The organism is Variovorax sp. Varisp85 (assembly GCF_047304045.1).
In the GTDB taxonomy this organism is placed as follows: domain Bacteria; phylum Pseudomonadota; class Gammaproteobacteria; order Burkholderiales; family Burkholderiaceae_C; genus Variovorax.
In genome coordinates this window covers 21,811-39,621 of the sequence record NZ_JBGLYN010000061.1, presented here as the reverse complement: position 1 = coordinate 39,621, position 17,811 = coordinate 21,811, and the positions used below count along the sequence as shown (strand labels likewise).

The window sequence follows — 17,811 nt, the reverse complement described above, 5'->3', positions numbered from 1 at the left end:
CGCCCAGCCCGCCCCGTCGGTGGGCGGCGAAGCCAGCACCATGACGCCTGCCGGCGTTGCAAATCCGCCGCAGCGCCCCGACGCCTCGATGCCCATATCGCGCGAGGCGGTGAAGGCCGAGGCCCGTGTGCAAAACCGCAACAATGCCAACAGCGTGGTGCCCAAGGGCGAGGCGTCCACCACCGTCAACCACCAGCCCAACGCCATGCCGCAGCCGACCGGCGAGATGTCCCGCGCGGAGGTCAGCCAGACGGGGCGCAAGGTCAAGCCGCAGTTCGGCCAGAAGGGCGAACGCCCCGACGTGGTGACCAATCCGACGGACAAGACGGGCACGCCGCAGTAAAACCCGCCCGTCGATGAAAAAAGCCCGCAGCGCTTTCGCGTTGCGGGCTTTCATTCGATGGCGCCGTCACCGGCGCAGCGGGTGTGGATCAGCCCTTGGCAGGTGCCGGCGCACCGCGCTGGCCTTCATGGCCGCGATGGCCGTCGTGGTCACCCCGGTGGCCGCCGAAGTGCACGGTCTCGGCGTCGAAGGTCTTCTGCTGCTCGGGCGTCAGCGCGGCGTAGAAAGTCTTCGTGGCTTCGGCGCGCTTGGCGAACATCGCGCTGCGTTCGGCACGGCGAGCCTCCATGCGCTCCAGGCGCTGCGGCGTGGTCAGCTTGGCGAACTCGGCACGGTCCATGTGCGGACGCGGACCGCCGGGCGGCTGCGTCGCGGCGGTGAAGGTGCTCCATGCGCCTTCCTGGGCCGCGGTGAGCTTGAGCTTGTCCTTCAGGGCGGCAAGACGCTTGGTGCGGCGCTCCTGCATGCGCTCCATGCGCTGGGCGGGGTCCATGCGCTTGTGCTGCGCCTTGGGCGCCGCGGCGTTGTCGGCCTGGGCCACCGCGGCGGTGGGTGCGGCTGGGGTGGAGGCGGCCGGCGCTTGAGCGAACGCGCCCGAAGAGGCGAGGGCGGCCGAACCCAGCAGGCTGGCCCAGACGATGCGTTGGCGAAGAGAAATCATGAGAAGTGCTTCCTTTCGAAGAAGCCCGCCACCGATGGGCAGCAGGTGAGACGAAGTGTGGAAGCGCTCTGTATCGCCTCCGTTAGGCCGGCGTGAGCTTGCGTAAAGAATGATGTACAGCGAGCGCGAAAGCGGCCTGTGGCGTGACTTTTTACTTGGGCCGGGGCCGCTTCAGCCCGCGGTCTGGCACCTGCAGCCTGCCGGCGCGCAGGTCGCCGACCGCCCGGGCGACGGCGCGCGCCACGTTGCGCACTTCTTCCTGCACGTCGGCATCGGCATCGAGCGCGTCGTGGCTGGTGGCGTAGGGTTCGTAGTAGCCGATGTAGCGATCGAGCAGCGCCTGCGTGCCGGCGTCGACCAGCCCCATCCAGTCGAGCCAGTCGACGAGGCTTCGGCGCACGCTTTCCACGCCTGCCACGTCGCCGTGCACCACCACGCCGTAGACGCGGCCGTCGAGGTGCTTGGGATAGCCCCAGCCTTCGAGTTCGAGCGCCTTGGCTTCCTCGGGATTCTTGCCATGCGTGCTGGTGGGGTCCGGGTTGCCGCCGTCGGCGCAGACGAGGCGGTCGATCATGAGCTTCAGCGGACTCGCCGCCTGGTACCAGTGCGTGGGCGTGAGCAGGATCACGCCATGCGCGGACACCCAGCGTTCGTAGATCTCGTTCATCCAGTCGCCGGTCTGGCGCAGCGAATGGTTGGGATAGCAGCTGCAGGGCCAGTGGCACAGCGGCATGGCGGTGGAGACGCAGCCCTTGCAGGGGTGGATCTGCCGGCCGTATTCGGAAGCGAGCAGGCTCAGGTCGAGCAGGTCGGTCTCGATGCCGCTGCCGTCGAGCACCTCGCGCGCCAGTTCGGCCAGCCGCCATGTCTTGGAGACTTCGCCGGGGCAGGTGCCGTCGTTGCGCGGCGAGCCGTTCACCAGCAGCACGCGCGAAGGCGTCTGCGGCAGGCTCCAGGCGAGCTGCGCCGCGTCGATGCGGGCCTTGGCTTCGAGCCAGTCGACGGACAGTTCGTAGTCCGGGTCCGCATAGCCGGGCCCCGCCCTGCGGGTGACGGGCGCCTTGCGGCCTTGCTCATAAGCTTCCCAGGCGATGAGTTCGATGCGCCGCAGCGACTCGGCCTCGGCCTGGAAGGCCGGGTCCTGGAAGGGCTGCATGAAGCGTTCGTGGAACTGGGCGCGTTGCAGCGTGGCGGGCGCCTGTCCTTTTCGGATCGTGGTGGGCATGAGCGCAATCTAGGGGGCCCATGCGGTGGCCGGAACCCTGGCCGATGCCGACTTTCGGTAGGCGGGCGACTACAGGTTCAGCCCAGCTTGCCGTTCTGGAAGTCGTGCACCGCCTGCTGGACCTGCTCCTGCGTGTTCATCACGAAAGGGCCGTACTGCGCGATGGGCTCGTGCAGCGGCTTGCCGGCAATGAGCAGCGCACGCGCGGGGCTGTGGTTGGTCGCGCCGGCACGCAGCACCACGCCGTCGCTGCCCGCGTCGTTGGCCAGGATCGCCATGCGCCGCGTCGGGACTTCGCTGCCCGCGATCCACAGCGATTCGCGGAACACGTAGACCAGCGCGTTGTGGTCGTGCGGCAGCGGCTGCGCGAACTCCGCGCCCGGCGGCAGCGTGACGTCGAGGTACAGCGGCTCGGTGTGCTCGCGCCGCACCGCACCCTCGATGCCATGGCTGGCGCCCGCGATCACGCGCACGTGCGCGCCGCCGGTGGTGGTGAATTCCGGGATCTCCTCGCTCTGGATGTCGCGATACCAGGGCTCGCGCATCTTGTCCCTGGCCGGCAGGTTGAGCCACAGCTGAAAGCCTTCCATCAGGCCTTCTTCCTGCTCGGGCAGTTCGCTGTGCACGAGGCCGCGGCCGGCGGTCATCCACTGCACGCCGCCGTTCTCCAGCAGGCCTTCGTGGCCGGCGCTGTCGCGGTGGCGCATGCGGCCGGCGATCATGTACGTGACGGTCTCGAATCCGCGGTGCGGATGGTTGGGAAAGCCGCCGATGTAGTCGCCCGGGTTGTCGCTGCCGAAGGCATCGAGCATCAGATAAGGGTCGAGCCGCTTCTGCAGCGGCTGCTGAAGCACGCGGGTGAGCTTGACGCCGTCGCCGTCGCTGGTGGAAACACCGGCCACGATGTGGTCGATGCCGCGCGGCGTGGCGACGGGATCGGTGGGATGGTTGGCGTGGTGGTTGGCGTTCGTCATCCGTCCATGGTGGCACTAACGCGCCCACCGCGCCACCCGCGGCCTGTCAGCGGGCGGCTTGACATGTCACGGCCACTGCTGGCGCTGCCAGTAGCAGTATTTCCACTGCGTTTCGAAGCCGGCGCGGCGATACAGCGACAGCGCCGCATGGTTTTGCGCATCGACCTGCAGGAACACCCGCTCGAAGCCACGTGCCGACGCGGCTTGCGCCAGCCCGGCCAGCACGCGCGCCGCCAGGCCCCGCCCCCGCTGCGCCCGCTCGGTGCGCATGCCGTGCACGCTGGCCCAGCCGTGCCCGAACGCCATCGCCCCCGCCGCCACCGTGCGGCCGCCTTCGCGCACGCTCGCATAGAGCGAGCCTTTGGCCCGCGACAGCATCCGCACGCGATGGGCCCCGTCCACCGGATCGAAGCCCTCGCCGAGGAACAGCGCCGACCAGGCGGCGTCGGGCGCATGATCGACGTCGGCCAGCGCGCCGCCTGCGACCACCTGCCGCATGCGCTGCGCCGAGCCGACCTGCACGCAGGTCGGGCTGTCGTCGATGTAGTGGCGCCGCTCCAGCTCGGCGCGCAGGCCCTCGAAGCACGGTGCTTCGGCCAGCCGCAGCGCGGGCGTGACCTGGCGGCTGTCGTAGCGGTCCTCGATGCGGTCGAGCGTGCTGTGGTCGACCTCGCTGCGGTGCAGCGGCACGGCCGACCTGGCGCGTTTCACGGTGCCGCCGGCAAAGGGCAGCAGCCAGCCGTCGAGCTCCTCGGTCAGGTCGGGCGACACCGCCGCGATGGTGGCGCGCTCGATGGCTTCGATATCCGGGATGCCCAGGGGTGTGGTGTTCATTGTTTCGTGGCCTCCGGCGCCGTGAACTTCGCCGCGGCCACGCCCTTGAGCAGCGCTTCGCGCTGGTTCCGGCTGATCCCGCGGATACCCTCGGCAATCCACTTGATGCGGTCGGCGTCGACGTGGCCATCCTGCCGCCATTGTTCGAGCACGGCCTGCGGCTTGTGCAGCATGGCGGCGAGCCACACTGCCTGTGCCGGCTCGAGCGTGCGCGCGCTGCGCTTGAAGTAGCGGCGCGCCGCGGCCTCGGCGCCGCAGGCGTTGCCGCCCCACGGCGCGTTGTCCAGGTACAGCTGCAGGATGCGGGCCTTGCCCAGCGTCTGCTCCATCTCGACCGCGTAGAGCAGCTCGCGCAGCTTGCGCTCGGCGGTGCGGTCGCTGCCCGTCACCAGCAGCTTGGCCAGCTGCTGCGTGATCGTGCTGCCGCCGCGCCGGATCTGGCCGGGCTTCTGGTTGTTGTCGATCGACGCGAGGATCTCGGTCAGGTCGTAGCCGTTGTGGGTAAAGAAGCGCTGGTCTTCGGCGGCGATGACGGCACGCGCCAGCCAGCTGTCGTTGGCAAGCCTGGCCGACGGTCCGCAGCTGGTGCGCGCGTTGAGCATGGCCTCGGTGCCCAGCCCTTCGACGGTGAACTGGCTGATGACGGGCTGCACGGCGAAGGTGGCCTCGGGCAGTACGAGCTGGCCGCGCAGCGCGAGCGTGCCGCCGATGCGCGCGCGCTGCAGCTCGGGCAGCTGGGGCACCAGCACCGCGTACCAGCGCTCGATGGGCGCATCCTGCACGCTGGCGTTGAGCTGCAGGTTCTTCAGCGTGACCTTGCCGTCCCAATGGCCCTGCAGCCGGGTGGTGTCGGTGCTCTGGGGCGTGGCTTCGAAGGTGCCATTCAGCGTGTTGCCGTCGCGCTTCACGGTGGCGAGCAGGCGCTCGATCCTGATCGGCTGGGTGCCGAGCGCCGGCACGTCGGCGCTGCAAGGCGCGCATTGCATCTCCAGCAGCTCGCCGGCCGGCTTCCAGGCGAAGCGCACGGTGCCGAAGCGGGTGTCCAGCGAACGCCCGTCGAGATGCGGCGCGAACCACGGCGAGGTGGCCACGCGCACGGCCGTTGGAACGCCGATCTCGAAACTCAGCGGCCCCGCCTTCACCGTGGTGCTCCATTCGCCGGCGGCCGGCGCGAGCGCCAGCTTGGCTATCAGGAAGATAGCCACGCAGGCCGTAATGACCAGGGCCAGCAGGCCGAAAAGCACGAATCGCAGGGTCTTCTTCACAGGCACGTTCTCAGATCGGTCTCGCCACGGTGACAGCTTGCCACGGCCCATGGGATTGGCCGCTGGCCGCTGCCCAGTACCAGCTTGAAGTGTCTGTGAAAGCGGTGCCCCGGGCATCGACGATGCGCTCGCAAACGCGGATTTTTTGCGCTCCGTGCCGTTGCGCAACAAAACAGCGCCACAACCGTTCCTGCGCATCGCGTTCCAGGCGCGCCTGTTCGATGCGATAGCCCAGCGCGCGGTAGCAGTCCGCTGCCGGATGCAGCATGCGCGTGGGCTGCGTCACCTCGCGCATCACCAGCGTCTGCGTGCCGTCGGTCATGCGGCCGATGGCGCCGGGGAAGCGGTCGGCGAAACGCTGTTCCACGTCGCTCAGGGCCAGCGGGCGCAACGGAGCGCCGTCCCATTCACTCGGCCATTCACGCGGCACGGCGGCGGCGACCGGTTTGGCCGGCGTACGCACCGCCGCGGCGGCCGACCACAGCACGCACAGCAGCATTGCCAGCGCGAAGGCGGCCTTGTGGCCGATGCGATTGATGAAATGGTTCGCAAACCAGCGCTCAAAGAACGGTGTCGACATGGCGGCCTCCCTGGGTGGTGATCAGGCCCGGGATGGGCAGTTCGGCCGGTTCGGGCACGGGTCGTGCCGGCACCATGAGGCGGGCGATGGCGCCGCACACCACGGCCAGCACCAGCAGGCCCAGCGCGTTGTGCGCCCAGGGTGCGAGCGGATGGCCCGCGCCTTCCAAGGCGATCAGCACGCTGTTGCGCACGATGTTCCCGGCCAGCACGAGGAGGCTGACCATCGGCAGCCGGCGCAGGAAGGCCCGGTCGCTGCGCGACGCCCACAGCGCGACCGCGCAGGCCGTGAAGTAGCCGAGCCACACCATCTGCACGCCGGAGCAGGGCGCATCGACGACCACGAGCCGGCCGTCGACCACCAGGCTCGCTCCTTCACGCGCCACCTCGAAAGCGGGCGCAAGCAGCCAGCGGCTGGCCTCGGCCGTCACCACGCGCAGCGGATAGCCGGCATAGAACTGCAGCGACGACAGCAGCGGCAGCGCGAGCACCGACAGGCCGGCCACCGACAGCGCAGCCACGCGGCGCGGCAGGAAAGCGAGCAGCCCGCACGCCAGCGACAGCACGGCCACCAGCCCCGCCGCGAGCGGCGGCAGCGCGGGCATGAAGCCGAGCCCGGTGCGCAGCAGCGTCGCGAGCACGGTGCCCGCGCCCGCCAGCGCGAGCCAGCCCAGGCGCGGCGAGGCGCGCAGTTCGCGCCGGCGGCTCCAGGCCAGGGCGGCGAGCGCGACCAGCGCCAGCAGCCCCATCGGATCGTCGGAGCCGTCGCGCATGCGCTGCGCCATCCAGGCCCAGGTCGGCATCAGCGCGACGAGCTGCAGCCCGAGCCAGCCTGCGGCCGGCGTGCGGTCGATGTGGATGCCCCAGTCCACGATGCGCGGGTGGCGGCGGGCGAGCGTTGCCAGAGACATTTTTTTCTTTCTCGATGGATCAGGCGGTAAGGCGGCGGGCGTCGTTGCGGCGCGCGCGGCGGCGCAGCATGGCCAGCATCGACAGCACGACGGCGATGGCGCCCAGCGATTCGGGCTCGGGCGTGCTCGGCACCTCGGCGCCCAGTGCAAGGTCGCTCACACCTTGCGGCAGCGGCAGCGGCTGGTTCACGTCCACGCTGTTCTGCGGCGCCGCATTGCGCACCACCTTGTCGACGGCGATGAAGCTCGTGTACTGCGTGAGCAGGCTGTACTTCAGGCCGAGTTCGGTAATGCGTTCCTTGAAGGCCACGCCGCCTTCCAGCGTTTCCTGGTCGCTCAGGCTCTGGATGCGGTGGCGGGCCCACAGCGTGCGCAGCGCGGCCGTGTCATGGCGGGTGCGCTCGTCGATGCGCACTTCCTGGCGGTAGGGCCCATTGGCGCTGCGGCCTTCGATGATCACGCGGCCCTTGGCTTCGCCGCGCCACTTGCCGAACACGATCACCGGGCGCTCGCCGAGCACGTCGGGCAGCGCCTGCGGCTCCACGTCGTACACGTCGAGCCCGCCGAAGGTGGCCTTCACGCTGGTGAGCACCGGCGCCTCGACCATGCGGCGAAAGCGCGCGGCCTGCTCGGGCGCCTGCACCGGGTCGGTGATGATGAAGGGCTCGCCCATGCCGGCGCGCGCAATGCCTTCCATCAGGCTGCGGTTGACCGACGAGCCGATGCCGAAGGCGAACACATTGGCCTTCGAGAGGTTGTTGCGCACCAGCTCGAAGGCTTCGCGCTCGACCGTCACGTAGCCGTCGGTCACCACCACCACGGTGCGCGACACGCTGTCTTCCTTCGGTTCGGCGTACACGCGCTTGAGCGCCGGAATGAGTTCAGTGCTGCCGCTGCCGCTGTAGTTCTGGATGGTGGCCAGCGCCTGCTCGATGTTGGCGCGCGTGGCCGGCACCGACTTCGGCGAGAGCATCCTGTTGCTGCCCGAGAACAGCAGCACGTTGAAGGTGTCGCTCGGCCGCAGGCCGCCGATCAGGCGTTCGAGCACCGTCTTCGCGGTGTCGAGCGGAAAGCCGTGCATCGAGCCCGAGATGTCGACCACGAAGATGTAGTCGCGCGGCGAAATCGCGCTGGCGGCCACGGCCTTGGGGGGCTCGACCATGGCGAGGAAGAAGTTCTCGGCGCTTCCATCCGAGTTTTGTCCCTGGCCCTTGTAGAGCATCAGGCCCGATTCGATTTTTTCACCCGCCAGGCGGTAGTCGAGCACGAAGTCGCGGTTGTCGGCGGGGCGGCCGTCGGCGGTGAGCACGATGTCGGCGTGCCGGTCTTCGTCGCTCTTCTTCACGTCGATGGCGTGCGTGGCCGAGCGGATTTCCTTCAGGCCCATCGGCGTGTCGATGCTGGCCTTGAGCTTGAAGCTGGTGTTGGGCGCCACGCCCGCGGCCAGCGTCGGTTGCGCGACCCATTTCGCTTGCGCGTTCTCCGACTGCGGGCTGTTGTAGCGCGGCCCGACCACTGTCGGGAACACGAACTGGTAGTTGCCCGACTGCGGCACCAGCAGCTCGGTATAGCGCAGCTCCACCTTCACATCGTCGCCCGGCAGGATGTTGGCGACGTTCATCTGGAACACGTTGGGCAGGTGCTGCTCGAGCAGCGCGGCGGTCTTGCCTTCCTTCTTCGCCGTGTCGTACTCGATCTGTGCCTGCTGCTTCTCGCGGATCTGCGCGGTGATGAGCCGGTCGGCCAGGCGCACGTTGAGGCCGCTCACGGCGGCCTTGGTCGAGCCGGGAAACACGTATTTCGCCTCGATGGCGCGCTGGCCCTCGTTGCGGTAGGTCTGCGTGACCGTCACGTCGGCGATCACGCCCGAGATCTTCACCGAGACCTCGGTGCCCTTCAGGGGCAGGCGGTCGACCGAGGGATCGTCGCTCTTCACGAAGAAATAGGGGCTCTCGGTCTTCGGGCGCGCTCCGGCGGGCGCTTCCTGCGCATGCGCCGGGCGCACGCCCGTGGCGATGAAGCCCGCAGCCGCCAGGCTCACGGTGGCGAGCCAGAGCCAGCGGCCGGGACGTGGGGTGGTGTGGGCATCCATGGCGGGGGTTCCTTGTCCGTGCGAACTTGCACAGCCGCAACTGTCGGCACCGCACGAGAAGGCAGTTGGAAGGCGCGTTGAAGTCGAACGGCGCCATCGGCCGCTGTGTGAAGTCTGTGTGAAGCGAGGCGGCGGGCACGCTTCACACGGCCTTCGGGTCGCGCGGCGAGCATCGCGGCTTCGCTACAGACGAGGAGAGAAGAAAATGCTTCAGTTGTTCAAGGCCGTGCTGAATTCCATGCTGGCCAAGGTCGCCGGCCTGTTGTTCCTGCTGCTGCTCCTGTGCATTCCGCTGGGGGAGATCCAATCGCTCAACCACGCCCGCGGCGAGAGCCAGCGCGAAGCGGCCGACGAGCTCGCCGCCACCTATGCCGGGCGCCAGACGATGGTCGGCCCGCTGCTGCTGGTGCCGTACGTGGAGCGCTGGATGGAGCCGCTGCGCAACGCGCAAGGCAAGGTGATCGGCCAGGAGCCGCGCAGCAAGGAAATGGCCCACGTGGTGTTCCCGGACAAGCTGCACATCGAGGGCTCGATGGCGCCGCAGGAACGCTACCGCGGCATCTTCAGGATTCCGTTCTACACACTCAGCGCCACGCTCACCGGTGGCTTCGCTGCCTTCGACCCGAAGGCCGTGGCGCACAGCGAGGCCGATTCGAAGATCGAATTCAAGGCACCCTTCATCGCCTTCAACGTGAGCGACCTGCGCGGCCTCGACGGTTCGCCAGCGATGACGATGGGCGGCGAGGCGCTGCGTTTCAGGCAGCGCGTGCCGGGCCTGGCCGATAGCGCCTGGTTTGCCGACGGCATCCACGCACCGGTCACGGGCGCGGCGCTCACCGCATGGCAGGCCGGTACGCCGGTTTCTTTCGACATGAAGCTCGGCCTGGTCGGGCAGGACACACTCGCCATCGCGCCCATCGCCGAGGAAACGACTGCGCACCTGCGTTCGCCCTGGGCGCACCCCAGCTTCGGCGGGCGTTTTCTCGCGGCCGAGCGCAGCGTGACGCCGCAGGGCTTCGACGCGCACTGGCGCGTGTCCTCGCTCGTGACTTCGGCGCGCGAACAGGTGCGCGCGGGTCTCTCGGCCCGCGGCGGTCCCGCCGACGACAACGCCGCCGCCGCAGTTGTTGCCACCGCCGCGCACCGCAACACAGGTCCGCTGCAGACCTTCGACGTGTCGCTCGCGCAGCCGATCAACGTCTATTCGATGAGCACGCGCGCCGGCAAGTACGGCGTGCTGTTCATCGGGCTGGTGCTGATGGCCGCCTTCATGTTCGAGCTGTTCCGCAAGCTGCGCCTGCACCCGATCCAGTACGGGCTGGTCGGCCTGTCGATCGCGCTGTTCTTCCTGCTGCTGCTCGCGCTCTCCGAGAAATTCGCGTTCTGGATGGCCTACGCGGGCGCCGCCGCGGCGAGCGTCGCCCTGCTGACCGTGTACTTCAGCACAGTCCTCGGAGGCTGGCGGCGCGGCCTGTCGTTCGGCGCCTTCGTTGCGCTGCTCTATGGCGCGCTCTACGGCCTGCTGGCTTCCGAAAGCAACGCGCTGCTGCTGGGTGCGCTGCTGATTTTCGGCATGCTGGCGGTGCTGATGCTGGTCACGCGCAAGGTCGACTGGTACGCGCTCTCTCGCCGCGTGGAACCGGCTTCGGTCGCGGCACCCGAAGCGCAGGCGCCATGAAGCTGCTGAGGGCGCGCGGCCGAAAACCGTTTCAAGACGTGTCGAAACATTCGGATGCCGCGATCATGCCGGGCCATGCCATCCTTGCGGAACTCGACGCCGAATATCCGGTCTCTTTCTCGCGCAAAATCGTGCAACAGGTGATTCGAGGCGAATGGGGCTGTCAGGGCCTGCTCGTCACCGACGATTTCACGATGGGCGCGGCCTGCAACCGCGGTCTCTGCGATGCCACCGTCCGCGCCCTTGGCGCCAGGGTGGACCTGTTGCCGATCGCCTTCGACCAAGACAAGTATTTCGATGCCATGCATTGCGCGCAGCAGGCGGCGCAGTGCGGCGCGCTCGACCTCTCGATGCTGGAACGCAGCAGCGCGCGGCGGCTCCAACCTTTCGCCAGCCAGTAGCCAATTCCTATGTTCAAACGCTCAAGCCCCCAACCTTCCGACGACGACAGCGCGGCGCCGGTCGATCCCCGCCACCGCTGGAAACGCATTGCCGGCTGGGGCGCCATCGGGGTGGGCTCCGGCGCGCTCGTGGTGCTGGTCGCGGCCATCGTCGCGGTGGTTGCCATCTACCCGAAGCTGCCCGATGTCTCGGAGCTTTCCGACTACCGCCCCAAGCTGCCGCTGCGCGTGTACTCGACCGAGGGCCAGCTGATCGGCGAGTTCGGTGAAGAGCGCCGCAACCTCACGCCCTTCGCCAGCATTCCGAAGGTCATGAAGGACGCTGTGCTGGCCGTGGAAGACGCGCGCTTCTACGACCACGGCGGGGTGGACTACAAGGGCTTCCTGCGCGCCGCGGTCGCCAGCCTGAAGGGTGGCCGCAAGCAGGGCGCATCGACCATCACGATGCAGGTGGCGCGCAACGTCTACCTGAGCTCCGAGCGGACGATGAGCCGCAAGACCTACGAGATCCTGCTGGCGCTGCGGCTCGAACGGCAGCTCACCAAGGACCAGATCCTCGAGATCTACCTGAACCAGATCTACCTCGGCAACCGTGCCTACGGCTTTGCCGCCGCCGCCGAAACCTACTTCGGCAAGCCGCTGCAGAACGTCACCGTCGCCGAAGCCGCGATGCTGGCCGGCCTGCCGAAGGCGCCCGGCGCCAACAACCCGGTGGCCAATCCGCGCCGCGCGCGGGCGCGCCAGCTGTATGTGATCGACCGCATGCACGAAACCGGCTTCATCACCGCCGAGCAGGCCGCCGAAGCCAAGAAGGAAGAACTCCACCTGCGCGACGCCGGCGACCCGAACCGCCTGCATGCCGAATACGTGGCCGAGACGGTGCGCCAGATGATGTACGCGCAGTACGGCGACAGCATCTACACCAGCGGCATGAAGGTCTACACCTCGCTCGTGGCGGCCGACCAGGCCGCGGCCTACCGGTCGCTGCGCAAGGGCATCATGGACTACGAACGGCGCCAGCCTTATCGCGGCCCGGAGAAGTTCGTCGACCTGCCGACCGAGCAGAAGGAAGTCGACGAGGCCGTGGACGACGCGCTCGCCGAGCATCCCGACAACGGCGACGTGGTGGCTGCCGTGGTGCTCGACGCGAACGCCAAGGAAATCAGCGCCGTGCGCGCCAATGGCGAAACCATCCAGATTACTGGCGATGGCCTGAAGCCCGCGCAGTCCGGCCTTGCCGCGAAGGCGCCGCCCAACATCAAGATCCGCCGCGGCGCCGTGATCCGCGTGGCGAAGACGCCGAAGAACACGTGGGAAATCACGCAGCTGCCGGAAGTCGAAGGCGCCTTCATCGGCATGGACCCGCGCAGCGGCGCCATCAAGGCGCTGGTGGGCGGTTTCGATTTCGGCAAGAACAAGTTCAACCACGTCACGCAGGCCTGGCGCCAGCCGGGCTCGAGCTTCAAGCCCTTCATCTATTCGGCCGCACTCGAAAAGGGCTTCACGCCCGCCACCGTGGTGAACGACGCGCCGCTGTACTTCGATGCCGCCGCCAACGGCGGCCAGCCGTGGGAGCCGAAGAACTTCGAGGGCACCTACGAAGGCCCGATGCCGCTGCGCACCGCGCTGATGAAATCGAAGAACCTCGTCACGCTGCGCGTGCTGCAGTCGATCGGCGCGCCCTATGCGCAGGACTGGGTCACCAAGTTCGGCTTCGACAAGGACAAGCATCCCGCCAACCTGCCGATGGGCCTGGGTGCCGGTTCCGTCACGCCGATGCAGATGGCGGTGGGCTACTCCGTGTTCGCCAACGGCGGCTATCGCGTCAATCCGTACCTCGTCACGCGCGTCACCGACCTGAGGGACAAGGTCATCATGGAAACCGAAGCGCCGGTGCTCGACGAAACACGCCGCGCCATTCCGCAGCGCAACGCTTTCATCATGGACTCGCTGCTGCAGAGCGTGGTGAAGAGCGGCACCGGCTTCAAGGCCCACCAGGCGCTGAAGCGCGACGACCTCTATGGCAAGACCGGCACCACCAATGATTCCTTCGACACCTGGTTCGCGGGTTTCCAGCCGACCATGGTCGGCATCGCGTGGATCGGCTACGACACGCCGCGCCAACTCGGCGTGCGCGGCGAAACCGGCGGCAGCCTGAGCCTGCCGATCTGGATCGGCTACATGCAGACAGCACTGCAGGGCGTGCCCGTGACGCAGCCGGCCGAACCGGCGGGCGTGGTGAACGTCGACGGCGAGTGGTACTTCGACGATTTCACGCCGGGCCACAGCGTGGCGAGCCTGGGCCTGGAGAACAGCGAGACGCCGCCACCGCCGGCCGAAGAACTCACGGGTGCGCCAATCGGGGCACCGCCGCCGCCCGAAGAGCGCAACAAGATCCTCGATTTCTTCCGCTAGAAGTCGAAGCGGAAAAAGCGAAGGCGGGTCGCGGTGCCTACACTCGGTGCTGCTTCCCGCCTTCTCTTTTTTTCTCCACGCATACATGGAAATTCTTACTCTGGTGGCGCTTTTTGCCGCCGGCTTCTACATCCTCAAGTCCAGGGAACAGCGCCTGCGCATCGCGCTGCTGGCCAGCCACCTCGGCCGCCACCAGATCGAGAAGCTGATGGAAAGCCTCACCTCCGGCTACATGCGCTGCCTCGGCGAAGACGACGCCGAGCGCCGCCAGCAGATCTGGCACTTGCTGGACGCCACCGAGGAAAAGCTCTCCGCCCAGCTCGACAGCTTCGCCGCCGAGTTCTCGCGCTTGCCCGAAGCTGTCACGCGCGTAAGCAAACTGCCGGTTGCCATTCCGATGTTCACCCACTTCTTTCCGGCCGCGACCTTCGACATGCGGCAGGCCCTGCTGATCCACGCGAGCGGCATCGCCGGCGTCATGCGCAACGAAGCCGGCCGTACGCCCAAGTCGAAGGCCTTCACCATGTCGGCCGAGCTGTTCCTGATGCAGCACACCTGCCACTGGTACTGCCGCTCGAAGACGGTGGCGTCGGCACGCATGATCGCGCAGCACCAGACGCAATATCTGCAGGCGCTCGGGGCGGTGAGCCCGGAGACGCGCCGTGCGTACAGCGCGCTGATCGGCCGTCCCGCGGCTCAATGATTTGACAACAGCGGCAGCGTGAGCGTCGCCACGGCCCCGCCGCGCGACGCATTGCCGAGCTCGATGCGGCCGCGGTGCAATGCCGCGATCTCCTTCACGAACGCCAGCCCCAGCCCCGTGCTCTTCTTCTGGCTGTGCGGCCTGGCGAGCGAATAGAACTTCTCGAAGACCTTTTCCTGCGCGTACTCCGGAATGCCCGGACCGCGGTCGCGCACGCTCACACGGGCGAGCTTCGACGTGGTTTCCAGCGTGAGCAGCACTTCGCTGTCGCGCGGTGAAAAATCGATGGCGTTGTCCAGCAGGTTGCTGATCGCGCGGCGCAGCAGGAACGGGTCGCCTTCCGTGCGGGCTTCGTCGCGGATGTTCACGAGCAACTTGATGTTGCGCCTTGCAGCCGCTGGCTGCGCGCTGATGGCGATGTCGTCGATCAGCGAAGCCAGCGCCACCGGCTCGGTGCGGTCCAGCGTGCGCCGCGTCTCGAGCGCAGTGAGCTCCATCATGCGGTCGACGATTTCCTGGATGCGTTGCGTCTCGCCTTCGATATTCTTCAGGAAGCGTTCGCGCTCGGCATGCGGCATCGACGGCTCCTGCAGCAGCTCGGCCGCGCCGCGGATGGCGGAGAGCGGACTCTTCACCTCGTGCGTGAAGGTCTGCACGTAGTCGGCCACGTAGTTGCGGCCGGTCAGCGCGTCGCGCATCTCGCTGAAGCCGGTACGCACGCCGTCGACCGCGCGCCGCGCCATGCGCGCCAGGCTCAGGCTGCGCTGTGCGCGCACCCAGGTCCAGTAGTCGCGGATCAGGCCGAAGGGGCGCACCAGCCACACAGAAACGATGAGCGTGAGCAGCAGCAGTGCGAGCGCCGAACCGACGCCGACCCAGATGGTGCGCATGCGTGCGTCTTCCACGAACTGGCCGAAGCTCTGCACCGGCTTGCCGACGCTGACCATGCCGACGATCTCGTTGTTCCAGCGAATGGGCGCGCCCACGTACATGACCGAAGTGCGCGGATCGCCATCGACGTCGCGCGAAGTGCGTGCGCCGTACAGGCCGGCGAGCGTGCGGCTCACGTCGCTCCACTGCGAATAGTCGGCGCCAAGATGCCTGCCGAGCGAATCGAACATCACGCGCCCGCTGCGGTCGGTGACGTAGACGCGCAGCTCGACGCGGCTCTTGTGCAGGTTGTAGATCTGCGCCGAGAACTCGCGCGCGTAGACGGTGCGGAACAGCGGCTCGAGCCGTGCGGTGTTGATGGCCCCGGCAATCACATCCTGCTCGACCAGGCTTGCCATGAACTGGGAGGTCTCGACCAGCGATTCCTCGGCCGACTCGCGGTAGCGCGGATCGATGTCGGAAACAACGCGATAGAGGAGGAAGGCGATGCCCGCCGTGTAGATCAGCAGGATGCCGATGAAGATGCGCGTGCGTCTTGTCACGACGCCTTGGTCGGCAGTTCTTCGTTCAGTGCGTAGCCGGTGCCGCGCAGCGTGCGGATCGGCTCGACTTCGGGCGCGATCGCCTTGAGCTTGGCGCGCAGGGTCTTGATGTGCGCGTCGACCGTCCGGTCGAAGCTGTCGCTGGAATCGTCCCAGACCAGTTCGAGCAGTTCGTCGCGCGTGAAGACGCGCCCCGGGCGCTGCACCAGCAGTCTCAGCAGGCCGTATTCGTAGCGCGAGAGCTCGAGCACGCGGCCGTAATAGCGGATCTGCATGCGCTCGTGGTCGAGCGAGAAGGGCATTGCGGGTGCTTGAGGGCTCTCAGGAGGCGTCTGGGCCGGAATTTGATGGGGCACCCCATGGTTTGCAACCGCGGCTGTTGCCGGGGCTCCTGCGCCGTTTCTCGCGCTGCGCCGCAGGATGGTCCGCACGCGGGCGACGAGTTCGCGCGGCGAGAACGGCTTGGCGATGTAGTCGTCCGCGCCCAGTTCGAGGCCCACCACGCGGTCTATTTCGTCGCTGCGGGCGGTCAGGAACACCATCGGCACCTCCGGGCCGCCCATGGCCTGGTTCAGCGCCTGGAGGCGCTTGAAGAGCTCGAAACCGTTGAGATCGGGCAACCCGATGTCCAGGATGGCCAGGGCCGGCGCCTCCTGCGCGAACTGGGCAATGGCTTCCTCAGCCGTGGCACACCACACCGGCGTGAATCCGTCGCTTTTCAGGACGTACTGCAACGTGTCGGCGATGCCCGATTCGTCTTCGGCGATCAGGATCCGGGGTTTGAAGCTCATCCGCGAATGTTAGCGAGGGGAACGCGCCGGGAGGACCGGTTTGGACCGGAGGCGCCGTGGACCGGCGCGGCCGTTCGCGGCTTTTTTTTCGGGCGCAGCTTTCCCCTTTCCCATCTTCTTATTCTTCTTATTCAAATTAGTAGTAGTAGATAAGGGTCGCCCACTTCTGTGGACATGCCGCTTTTTTCGTTATGCGACAAGCACTTGTCATACCTCTGTCACTGTGCGCAGCCGCGCTTCGGGTTTGTACCCGGCATATGAACAACATGGGGTACCCGCTCCGGCCTGTGGATAACCGATGCCTTGTTCAAAAAATGTCCCCAGAGTTGTCCTTTGACGCACCCCGGAAAATCTGCGAAAGGCGGTTTCCGGCGCGAGAAATCCATTGCTGAAAATTTGGGCAAACTGTTTATTTCCCTTGTAAATCAATGACTTGCCGAACCACTACACAGAAGTGCCGACGTTATCCACAGAGTTGCCCAAGGTTTGTGGGGAGAACCGGCGGCGGAACCTTCGCCAGCCATGGCGACCGAACCGGATCCTTCATATTGCGAAATTTCGTACAAATGACACCTTCAGAAACAAAGTCGATAGTTACCCTGTCGCTGCTGGCTGCCTTTGTCGACGGCGAGAAGCACGAGCGCGAGCGCGCCGAGATCAAGCGGATTGCCGAGGGCCTGTCGCAGGCCGACGGCCTGAACCTGCCGACGCTCTACCAGGACGTGCTGATGAAGCGCGTGTCGCTGGCTTCGGTGGCCGGGGAGCTGAAAAGCACCGAGTCGAGGCAGCTGGCCTACGAGATGGCGGTGTGCGTGTGCGATGCCGACGGCACGCAGTCGGAGGCCGAGCGGATGTTCCTGGCGGACGTGCGAACTTCGCTGGGGCTGGATGCTTCGGCGGCCGCGTTCTCGCAGCGCGCGGAAGACATCGCGGCGGTGCCGGTGGCTACGGCCGCTGGGGGCAGTGCCGTGGCGGCGCCCGGTACGCCGGACAGCGCCGAGCTCGACAAATCGATCCTCAATGCCGCCATCCTCAACGGCGCGCTGGAACTGCTGCCCGAGACGCTCTCGACCATGGCGATCATTCCGTTGCAGATGAAGCTGGTCTACCGCATCGGCCAGTCGTACGGCTACCAGCTCGACAGCGGTCACGTGAAGGATTTCCTGGCGACTGTCGGCGTGGGCCTGACCTCGCAGTACCTGGAGCAGGCCGGTCGCAAGCTCCTCGGCGGATTGCTCGGCAAGGCCGGCGGTGGCTTGCTGCGCGGGCTGGGCAACCAGGCCGTGAGCTCGGGGATGAGCTTCGCCTCGACCTATGCACTGGGCCATGTGGCCAAGCGCTACTATGCCGGCGGCCGGACCTTTTCGACGCAGATGCTGAAGGACGCGTTCTCGGGCGTGGTGAAGGAAGGGCAGAGCCTGCAGACGCAGTACCTGCCGGCGATCCAGGAAAAGGCCCGCACGCTGGATGTGGGCAAGGTTCTTTCGCTGGTGCGGGGCGCCTGAT

16 protein-coding genes are annotated in these 17,811 nt (G+C 67.3%); 6 read left to right on the top strand and 10 right to left on the bottom strand.

Annotation, left to right across the window (positions count from 1 at the left end; genetic code table 11):
- Nucleotides 1–343 (top strand): serine/threonine protein kinase (locus tag ACCC97_RS21565; protein ID WP_413334939.1); only part of this gene is annotated, 343 nt, incomplete at its 5' end.
- A gap of 88 nt (nucleotides 344–431) precedes the next feature.
- Here ACCC97_RS21565 and ACCC97_RS21560 read toward each other — a convergent pair.
- The 8 genes from ACCC97_RS21560 to ACCC97_RS21525 form a co-directional block, all read right to left on the bottom strand.
- Nucleotides 432–1,004, bottom strand: a complete 573-nt coding sequence (locus ACCC97_RS21560) for a Spy/CpxP family protein refolding chaperone (protein WP_007834800.1) — start codon at nucleotides 1,002–1,004, stop codon at nucleotides 432–434.
- A 151-nt stretch (nucleotides 1,005–1,155) separates the two neighbouring features.
- Nucleotides 1,156–2,229 carry a flavodoxin family protein gene (locus ACCC97_RS21555; protein ID WP_007834799.1) on the bottom strand — a complete coding sequence of 358 codons (1,074 nt, stop codon included), beginning with the start codon at nucleotides 2,227–2,229 and terminating at the stop codon, nucleotides 1,156–1,158.
- A gap of 77 nt (nucleotides 2,230–2,306) precedes the next feature.
- Complete coding sequence (locus ACCC97_RS21550; protein ID WP_007834798.1) at nucleotides 2,307–3,203, bottom strand: pirin family protein; 897 nt, start codon at nucleotides 3,201–3,203, stop codon at nucleotides 2,307–2,309.
- 66 nt (nucleotides 3,204–3,269) lie between these two features.
- Nucleotides 3,270–4,037: a GNAT family N-acetyltransferase gene (locus ACCC97_RS21545; protein WP_007834792.1), complete on the bottom strand. Its 768-nt coding sequence runs from the start codon at nucleotides 4,035–4,037 to the stop codon at nucleotides 3,270–3,272.
- Nucleotides 4,034–5,302, bottom strand: coding sequence for a biosynthetic peptidoglycan transglycosylase (locus ACCC97_RS21540; protein WP_413334936.1), 1,269 nt, complete (start codon nucleotides 5,300–5,302; stop codon nucleotides 4,034–4,036). The genes ACCC97_RS21545 and ACCC97_RS21540 overlap by 4 nt, the downstream gene beginning before the upstream one ends.
- A gap of 10 nt (nucleotides 5,303–5,312) precedes the next feature.
- On the bottom strand, nucleotides 5,313–5,882 hold the full coding sequence (locus ACCC97_RS21535) for a hypothetical protein (protein WP_413334934.1): 570 nt from the start codon (nucleotides 5,880–5,882) through the stop codon (nucleotides 5,313–5,315).
- Nucleotides 5,863–6,792: an exosortase Q gene (gene xrtQ, locus ACCC97_RS21530; RefSeq protein WP_413334932.1), complete on the bottom strand. Its 930-nt coding sequence runs from the start codon at nucleotides 6,790–6,792 to the stop codon at nucleotides 5,863–5,865. The genes ACCC97_RS21535 and xrtQ overlap by 20 nt, the downstream gene beginning before the upstream one ends.
- Nucleotides 6,793–6,811: 19 nt before the next feature.
- On the bottom strand, nucleotides 6,812–8,884 hold the full coding sequence (locus ACCC97_RS21525) for a VIT and vWA domain-containing protein (RefSeq protein WP_413334930.1): 2,073 nt from the start codon (nucleotides 8,882–8,884) through the stop codon (nucleotides 6,812–6,814).
- Nucleotides 8,885–9,089: 205 nt separating this feature from the next.
- On the opposite strand from ACCC97_RS21525, the gene creD reads away from it, so the two are divergent.
- From creD to ACCC97_RS21505, 4 genes are all read left to right on the top strand, one after another.
- Nucleotides 9,090–10,562 (top strand): cell envelope integrity protein CreD, encoded by a 1,473-nt coding sequence (gene creD / locus ACCC97_RS21520; protein ID WP_413334928.1) that lies wholly within the window; start codon nucleotides 9,090–9,092, stop codon nucleotides 10,560–10,562.
- Entirely contained in the window at nucleotides 10,559–10,963 is a 405-nt protein-coding gene (locus ACCC97_RS21515; protein ID WP_413334926.1) for a glycoside hydrolase family 3 N-terminal domain-containing protein, read from the top strand. Before creD ends, ACCC97_RS21515 begins: the two co-directional genes overlap by 4 nt.
- 9 nt (nucleotides 10,964–10,972) lie before the next feature.
- Complete coding sequence (locus ACCC97_RS21510; protein WP_007833633.1) at nucleotides 10,973–13,378, top strand: penicillin-binding protein 1A; 2,406 nt, start codon at nucleotides 10,973–10,975, stop codon at nucleotides 13,376–13,378.
- Between the two features lie 85 nt (nucleotides 13,379–13,463).
- Nucleotides 13,464–14,081: a hypothetical protein gene (locus tag ACCC97_RS21505; RefSeq protein ID WP_413334924.1), complete on the top strand. Its 618-nt coding sequence runs from the start codon at nucleotides 13,464–13,466 to the stop codon at nucleotides 14,079–14,081.
- Here the strand turns inward: ACCC97_RS21505 and creC are convergent.
- Together creC and creB are read right to left on the bottom strand one after the other, a co-directional pair.
- Nucleotides 14,075–15,514: a two-component system sensor histidine kinase CreC gene (gene creC / locus ACCC97_RS21500; RefSeq protein ID WP_413334922.1), complete on the bottom strand. Its 1,440-nt coding sequence runs from the start codon at nucleotides 15,512–15,514 to the stop codon at nucleotides 14,075–14,077. The genes ACCC97_RS21505 and creC overlap by 7 nt on opposite strands.
- The gene (gene creB, locus ACCC97_RS21495) at nucleotides 15,511–16,305 is read right to left on the bottom strand and encodes a two-component system response regulator CreB (protein ID WP_007833628.1); all 795 of its coding nucleotides are present in this window, start codon (nucleotides 16,303–16,305) and stop codon (nucleotides 15,511–15,513) included. Before creB ends, creC begins: the two co-directional genes overlap by 4 nt.
- Nucleotides 16,306–16,871: 566 nt before the next feature.
- Here creB and ACCC97_RS21490 point away from each other — a divergent pair.
- Nucleotides 16,872–17,810: a YcjF family protein gene (locus tag ACCC97_RS21490; protein WP_413334920.1), complete on the top strand. Its 939-nt coding sequence runs from the start codon at nucleotides 16,872–16,874 to the stop codon at nucleotides 17,808–17,810.
- Nucleotide 17,811 lies beyond the last annotated feature (1 nt).

Coding starts and splice junctions, on each gene's coding strand:
- ACCC97_RS21560 (WP_007834800.1), bottom strand. CDS start 1,004: ATGATTTCTCTTCGCCAACGCATCGTCTGGGCCAGCCTGCTGGGTTCG.
- ACCC97_RS21555 (WP_007834799.1), bottom strand. CDS start 2,229: ATGCCCACCACGATCCGAAAAGGACAGGCGCCCGCCACGCTGCAACGC.
- ACCC97_RS21550 (WP_007834798.1), bottom strand. CDS start 3,203: ATGACGAACGCCAACCACCACGCCAACCATCCCACCGATCCCGTCGCC.
- ACCC97_RS21545 (WP_007834792.1), bottom strand. CDS start 4,037: ATGAACACCACACCCCTGGGCATCCCGGATATCGAAGCCATCGAGCGC.
- ACCC97_RS21535 (WP_413334934.1), bottom strand. CDS start 5,882: ATGTCGACACCGTTCTTTGAGCGCTGGTTTGCGAACCATTTCATCAAT.
- xrtQ (WP_413334932.1), bottom strand. CDS start 6,792: ATGTCTCTGGCAACGCTCGCCCGCCGCCACCCGCGCATCGTGGACTGG.
- ACCC97_RS21525 (WP_413334930.1), bottom strand. CDS start 8,884: ATGGATGCCCACACCACCCCACGTCCCGGCCGCTGGCTCTGGCTCGCC.
- creD (WP_413334928.1), top strand. CDS start 9,090: ATGCTTCAGTTGTTCAAGGCCGTGCTGAATTCCATGCTGGCCAAGGTC.
- ACCC97_RS21515 (WP_413334926.1), top strand. CDS start 10,559: ATGAAGCTGCTGAGGGCGCGCGGCCGAAAACCGTTTCAAGACGTGTCG.
- ACCC97_RS21510 (WP_007833633.1), top strand. CDS start 10,973: ATGTTCAAACGCTCAAGCCCCCAACCTTCCGACGACGACAGCGCGGCG.
- ACCC97_RS21505 (WP_413334924.1), top strand. CDS start 13,464: ATGGAAATTCTTACTCTGGTGGCGCTTTTTGCCGCCGGCTTCTACATC.
- creB (WP_007833628.1), bottom strand. CDS start 16,305: ATGAGCTTCAAACCCCGGATCCTGATCGCCGAAGACGAATCGGGCATC.
- ACCC97_RS21490 (WP_413334920.1), top strand. CDS start 16,872: ATGACACCTTCAGAAACAAAGTCGATAGTTACCCTGTCGCTGCTGGCT.